This is a genomic window from Burkholderia sp. BCC1977 (assembly GCF_905339595.1).
Taxonomy (GTDB): domain Bacteria; phylum Pseudomonadota; class Gammaproteobacteria; order Burkholderiales; family Burkholderiaceae; genus Burkholderia.
On sequence record NZ_CAJPGQ010000104.1, the window covers coordinates 1 to 3221 of the forward strand.

3 protein-coding genes are annotated in these 3221 nt (G+C 66.5%); 2 read left to right on the forward strand and 1 reads right to left on the reverse strand.

The features are described 5' to 3' along the window. Window positions 1-99: 99 nt before the first annotated feature. A complete protein-coding gene (locus U5771_RS34775; RefSeq protein ID WP_322028129.1) occupies window positions 100-876 on the reverse strand; it encodes an enoyl-CoA hydratase in 777 nt (258 codons plus the stop codon). A gap of 129 nt (window positions 877-1005) precedes the next feature. On the opposite strand from U5771_RS34775, the gene paaN reads away from it, so the two are divergent. Beyond that, window positions 1006-2712, forward strand: coding sequence for a phenylacetic acid degradation protein PaaN (paaN, locus tag U5771_RS34780; protein WP_322028130.1), 1707 nt, complete (start codon window positions 1006-1008; stop codon window positions 2710-2712). 87 nt (window positions 2713-2799) lie between these two features. Then, the coding region (locus tag U5771_RS34785; RefSeq protein ID WP_322028131.1) for a beta-ketoacyl synthase N-terminal-like domain-containing protein at window positions 2800-3221 on the forward strand (422 nt) is incomplete at its 3' end.

Consider the following 3221-nt stretch of genomic DNA (forward strand, 5'->3'; position numbering starts at 1 on the left):
TGCGCTGCCGCGCACGGGGGCTTCGGGCACGTGGCACCAGGCAATCATGCCGGCGACCGGCACCCATCACTCGCCAGGCACCACCCAGCAGTAGCCGAATCAGCGGTTCTTGAATACCGGCTTCCGCTTCTCGACGAATGCCGCCATCCCTTCCTTCTGATCTTCGGTCGCGAACAACGAATGGAACAGTCGACGCTCGAAATGAACGCCCTCGGCCAGCGTCGTCTCGTACGCGCGGTTCACCGACTCCTTGACCATCATGACCGCCGGCAGTGAAAACTCGGCAATCGTCGTCGCAGCCGCCATCGCTTCGTCGAGCAGTTTGTCGGCCGGCAGCACGCGCGACACGAGTCCCGCCCGTTCGGCCTCGGCCGCATCCATGAAGCGCGCGGTCAGGCACATGTCCATGGCCTTCGCCTTCGACACCGCGCGCGGCAGGCGCTGCGTGCCGCCCGCGCCCGGCATCACGCCCAGCTTGATCTCGGGCTGGCCGAACTTGGCCGTATCCGCCGCGAAGATGATGTCGCACATCATCGCGAGCTCGCAGCCACCGCCGAGCGCGAAGCCCGCCACGGCGGCGATGATCGGCTTGCGGATCTCGCGGACCGTCTCCCAGTTACGGGTGATGTAATCGCCGCGGTAAACATCCATATAGGAATAGGTCGCCATCATGCCGATGTCGGCTCCGGCCGCGAACGCCTTCTCGCTCCCCGTCACGACGATCGCGCCGATCTCGTCGTCCGCGTCGAACGCCTTCAGCGCGGCACCCAGCTCATCCATCAGCGCATCGTTCAGCGCATTCAGCGCCTTCGGACGATTCAGCGTGACCAGCCCAACGCGCCCCCGGGTCTCCACCAGGATGTTCTCGTAAGACATCTATTTCTCCTCGATCAATGAAATGAGAAACGCCTCGCACATGCGAATAGTTTGATGCTACCATTCTCCGACCAACCGGTCGGTTAATTAATCGATCCAACCCTTCTCAACGTCCATCAGGCCGCCGTCATGACCCATGCACTGTTCACGAAGCACGAAGACACGCTGAAACACGCCCTCGCCGCCATCGAGAGCCGCGGGTACTGGAGCCCGTTCGCGGAAATGCCGAGTCCCAAAGTGTACGGGGAAAGCGCCAACGCCGAGGGTGAAGCGGCGTTCAAGGCACACCTCGGCAACACGTTCGTGCTCGACCAGCCGGCATCCGGCGGCACCGTCGGCGCCGAGCAGTCGCCGTACGGGATCGCGCTGGGCATCCGCTATCCGAAATCGACGCCCGACGAGCTGATCGCCGCGGCCGCCGCTGCCCAGCGTGCATGGCGCGAAGCCGGGCCGAGCGCCTGGATCGGCGTCAGCCTCGAAATCCTCGCGCGGCTGAACCGCGCGAGCTTCGAGATTGCCTACAGCGTGATGCACACGACGGGCCAGGCGTTCATGATGGCGTTCCAGGCCGGCGGCCCCCACGCGCAGGATCGCGCGCTCGAAGCCGTCGCCTACGCATGGGACGAGTTGCGTCGCATCCCTGCCGATGCGCACTGGGAAAAGCCGCAAGGCAAGAACCCGCCGCTCGCGATGCACAAGCGCTATACGATCGTCCCGCGCGGCACCGGCCTCGTGCTCGGCTGCTGCACGTTCCCGACCTGGAACGGCTACCCCGGTCTGTTCGCCGACCTGGCGACCGGCAACACGGTGATCGTCAAACCCCACCCGGGCGCGATCGTGCCACTCGCGATCACGGTCCGCATCGCCCGCGACGTGCTGCGCGAAGCCGGCTTCGATCCGAACGTCGTCACGCTCCTCGCGACCGAGCCGAACGACGGCGCCCTCGTGCAGGACCTCGCGCTGCGCCCTGAAATCAAGCTGATCGACTTCACGGGCAGCACGCAAAACGGCACGTGGCTCGAACGCCATGCCCATCAGGCACAGGTGTATACCGAGAAAGCAGGCGTCAACCAGATCGTGATCGACTCGACCGACGACCTGAAGGCCGCCGCCAAGAACATCGCGTTCTCGCTGGCGCTGTACTCCGGCCAGATGTGCACGGCACCGCAGAACATCTACGTGCCGCGCGACGGCATCCGGACGGCGGACGGCCATGCAAGCTTCGACGAAGTCGCCCAGGCAATCGCCGTCTCCGTCCAGAAGCTGACCGGCGACCCGGCGCGCTCGGTCGAACTGATCGGCGCGATCCAGAACGACGGCGTGACCGCACGCATCGACGACGCCCGCAAGCTCGGCCGCGTGCTCGCCGACAGCCAGACGCTCCAGCACCCGACGTTCACCGACGCTCGCGTGCGTACGCCGCTCGTGCTGCAGCTCGACGTGGCCGACCGCGCGAAATTCACGCAGGAGTGGTTCGGCCCGATCTCGTTCGTGATCGCGACCGACTCGACCGCGCAGTCGCTTGATCTCGCCGGCGAAATCGCCGCGGAACATGGCGCGCTGACGCTCTCCGTCTACAGCACCGACGACAAGATCCTCGACGCTGCGCACGATGCGGCGGTGCGTGGCGGCGTCGCGCTGTCGATCAACCTGACGGGCGGCGTATTCGTCAACCAGTCGGCCGCATTCTCCGACTTCCACGGCACCGGTGCGAACCCGGCCGCCAACGCGGCGCTGGCCGACCCGGCGTTCGTCGCCAACCGGTTCCGCGTGGTGCAAAGCCGCGTCCATGTTGCGCCGAAGACAGTGCCCGCGGAAGCCGGCCAGACGGCATAACCCGAATGGCCGACGTGCAAACGCCGTCACGTTCCCTACCATGAACGAATCCGCCAGCCGGCGGGTTCGTTGCACATCGACACACCCATGACCGACGCCTACATCTGCGACGCGATTCGCACCCCCATCGGCCGCTACGGCGGCGCCCTGAAAGACGTTCGTGCCGACGATCTCGGCGCGGTGCCGCTCAAGGCGCTGATCGAACGCAACCGCAACGTCGACTGGTCGGCAATCGACGACGTGATCTACGGCTGCGCGAACCAGGCCGGCGAGGACAACCGCAACGTCGCACGCATGTCCGCGCTGCTCGCGGGCCTGCCGACCGCCGTGCCGGGCACGACGCTGAACCGGCTGTGCGGCTCGGGCATGGACGCCGTCGGCACCGCCGCGCGCGCGATCAAGGCGGGCGAGGCACGCTTGATGATCGCGGGCGGCGTCGAAAGCATGACGCGCGCGCCGTTCGTGATGGGCAAGGCCGCCAGCGCGTTCGCGCGCCAGGCCGCCATTTT